The 3,399-nt window shown below is 52.8% G+C and carries 3 protein-coding genes; all 3 read left to right on the top strand.

Going from position 1 to position 3,399, the window contains the following annotated elements:
- On the top strand, nucleotides 1-1,709 hold a 1,709-nt coding region (gcvP, locus tag ACTHUT_RS16080; RefSeq protein WP_440419051.1), incomplete at its 5' end, for an aminomethyl-transferring glycine dehydrogenase.
- Nucleotides 1,710-1,933: 224 nt separating this feature from the next.
- Nucleotides 1,934-2,743, top strand: a complete 810-nt coding sequence (gene thiD / locus ACTHUT_RS16075) for a bifunctional hydroxymethylpyrimidine kinase/phosphomethylpyrimidine kinase (RefSeq protein WP_250599637.1) — start codon at nucleotides 1,934-1,936, stop codon at nucleotides 2,741-2,743.
- Between the two features lie 111 nt (nucleotides 2,744-2,854).
- Nucleotides 2,855-3,274 (top strand): OsmC family protein, encoded by a 420-nt coding sequence (locus ACTHUT_RS16070; protein WP_003684499.1) that lies wholly within the window; start codon nucleotides 2,855-2,857, stop codon nucleotides 3,272-3,274.
- Nucleotides 3,275-3,399: the final 125 nt, after the last annotated feature.

The following is a 3,399-nucleotide window of genomic DNA, read 5'->3' as shown; positions in this document are numbered from 1 at the left end:
TCGATACCGTTACCGTTGATTTCGGCAGCAAAGAGAAAGCAGACCAAGTGTTTGCCGCTGCTTTGAAGTCGGGTTACAACCTGCGCCGCGTCAACGATACTCAAGTTGCGGCTGCATTCCATGAAACGTCGGCATACGAAGATTTGGTTGATTTGTGCCGCGCGTTTACCGGCAAAGATACGTTCACATTTGCCGATGATGTCAAAGGCCGTCTGAACGCCGAATTGCTGCGCCAAGACAATATCTTGCAGCATCCCGTGTTCAACCGTTACCACACCGAACACGAAATGCTGCGCTACCTGAAAAAACTCGAAGACCGCGATTTGGCGATGAACCGCAGCATGATTTCGCTGGGCAGTTGCACCATGAAGCTCAACGCCACCGCCGAAATGCTGCCGATTACTTGGGCGGAGTTCACCGACATCCACCCCTACGCCCCCGAAACCCAAACCGCGGGCTACCGCGAACTCCTGACCGACATGGAAAACAGCCTGAAAGCCATCACCGGCTTTGACGCGATTTCCTTCCAACCCAACTCCGGCGCGCAGGGCGAATACAGCGGTATGCTGTCCATCCGCCGCTATCAGGAAGCCCAAGGCGAAGCACACCGCAACATCTGCCTGATTCCCAAGTCCGCCCACGGCACCAACCCCGCCACCGCCGCCATGCTCGGTTTGAAAGTCGTCGTTGTCGACACTGACGAACGCGGCAACGTCAACATTGACGATTTGAAAGCCAAAGCCGAGCAACACCGAGACGCCTTGTCCGCCATCATGATTACTTATCCGTCTACCCACGGCGTATACGAAGAAGGCATCCGCGACATTTGCCACATCATCCATGAAAACGGCGGACAGGTTTACATGGACGGCGCCAACCTCAACGCCCAAATCGGCATCATGCAGCCTGCCGAAGTCGGCGCGGACGTGTTGCACATGAACCTGCACAAAACCTTCTGTATCCCTCACGGCGGCGGCGGTCCGGGCGTCGGCCCTATCGGTTTGAAAGCCCACCTTGCCCCGTTTGCACCGGGACACGCTTTGACCGACACCCACAGCGCCAGTGCCGATCAAACTGCCGTGGCTGCCGCAGCATATGGTTCTGCGTCCATCCTGCCGATTACTTGGATGTACCTGACCATGATGGGCAAACAAGGCATGGAGCAGGCAACGCGCTGGGCATTGCTCAACGCCAACTACGTCGCAAAACGTTTGAGCGAAGACTATCCGATTCTGTACACAGGCAAAAACGGCCGCGTTGCGCATGAATGTATCGTCGATTTGCGTCCGCTTAAAGCCGAAAGCGGCATTACCGAAACCGACATCGCCAAACGCCTGATGGACTACGGCTTCCACGCCCCGACCGTCTCCTTCCCTGTTGCCGGTACGCTGATGATTGAGCCGACCGAGAGCGAAAGCAAAGCCGAACTCGACCGCTTCATCGCCGCCCTGAAACAAATCAAACAGGAAGTGTTGAAAGTCGAGCGCGGCGAATGGCCAAAAGAAGACAATCCGCTGATCAACGCTCCGCATACTGCATCCGACGTAACCGGCGAATGGGCGCATCCGTACTCCCGCGAAGAAGCCGTCTTCCCGTTGCCGTTTGTCCGCGAACACAAATTCTGGCCGAGCGTGAAACGGGTAGATGAAGTGTATGGTGACCGCAATCTGGTTTGCTCCTGCTTGCCGATTGACGCATACGAAGATTAAGCCTGAATAGGTTTAAAATTGAACAGGCTATCTGAAAATGAAAATAGTTTTCAGATGGCCTTTTGTTTGTTAAGATATTTCGCCCGAGAACATACATTTGTTTTTGGTAAAACAACAGATAAGGCATTCGGAAAGATAGACAGCGGATGCCTTTGCTTGCGAATAAAACCAAACGACTTCCCATAACGATAAGCAAAAGGCCGTCTGAAAAACAGGAGGATATTATGGACGAACTTTTTATTCAAACGCTGACGATTGCCGGCTCAGATTCCGGCGGCGGCGCGGGCATACAGGCGGATTTGAAGACGTTTCAGATGCGCGGCGTGTTCGGCACCAGCGTACTGACCGCGGTTACCGCACAAAATACCTTGGGCGTATCGGCAGTGCATCCGATACCGACCGACATGATTGCCGCGCAAATTGCCGCGATTCAGGAGGATTTCCAAATCCGTGCCTATAAAATCGGCATGCTGGGTACGGCGGAAATCATCGAATGCGTGGCGGAACAAACCGCCGAATGCGACTTCGGCAAACGCGTGTTGGATCCGGTCATGATTGCCAAAGGCGGTGCGCCGTTGTTGGAAAATTCAGCCGTCGAAGCCATGAAACGTCTGTTGCTGCCGTATACGGACGTCTTGACCCCAAACTTGCCCGAAGCACAGGCATTGACGGGTATCAATATTGAAAACCGCCAAGATGCGGAACGCGCCGCCAAAATTCTTCAGGATTGGGGTGTGAAAAATGTGGTGATTAAAGGCGGCCATCTTGCCGACAGCCAAAGCGAATATTGCACCGACTGGTTGTTTACGCCATACGAAACCATCGAACTGAACAGCAAACGTTTCCCGACGCCGCATACGCATGGTACGGGCTGCACATTTTCAGCCTGCATTACCGCAGAGTTGGCAAAAGGGTTTAGCGTACCCGAGGCGGTTCAAACGGCAAAAAACTATATTGCCACCGCCATTTCCCATCCTTTGGGCATCGGGGCAGGGCACGGGCCGGTCAACCATTGGGCGTATCGGGACGAATAATGCATTCAGACCAATTGTAATTGATTGTATTTTTCAGATGGCCTGACTAGGTTTATCACTTGAAATTGTTTACAATATCGGATTAATGCTTTTACGGATAAAAAAGACACCATGCAAGTTACTTCAAAATGGATAGACGGAATGTGCTTCGTCGGTACAACGGCAAACGGACACAGCGTTGTAATGGAAGGCGCGGCGGCTGAAGGCGAAGTCAAACGCGGCCCCAGCCCGATGGAAATGCTGTTGTTGGGTGTAGCGGGCTGTTCCAGCATCGATGTGGTGATGATTGCCGAGAAACAACGCCAAAAAATCACCGACTGCCGTGCCGAAGTGACTGCCAAACGCGCCGACACCGCGCCGCGCGTGTTTACCGAAATCCATATCCATTTCAAAGTGTATGGTCGAGGTTTGCAAGAAAGCGCGATTGAACGCGCCGTACAGATGTCTGCCGAAAAATATTGCTCCGCATCGATTATGCTGGGTAAAGCGGCAAAAATGAGCCACAGCTTCGAGATCGTCGAAACAGAATAGGACGGTTTCGGGGTGGGCGTGTCGGAGCGTGAACCGACTACCCACAAAAAAAGCAGATATATTCACGCAGTAACATGAATATATCTGCTTGCTTTTTATTCCTTTTTCTTCTCTCTCTATCAGCC

Source organism: Neisseria sp. P0022.S010 (genome assembly GCF_051956635.1).
This window is presented reverse-complemented; position numbering and strand designations above follow the sequence as displayed.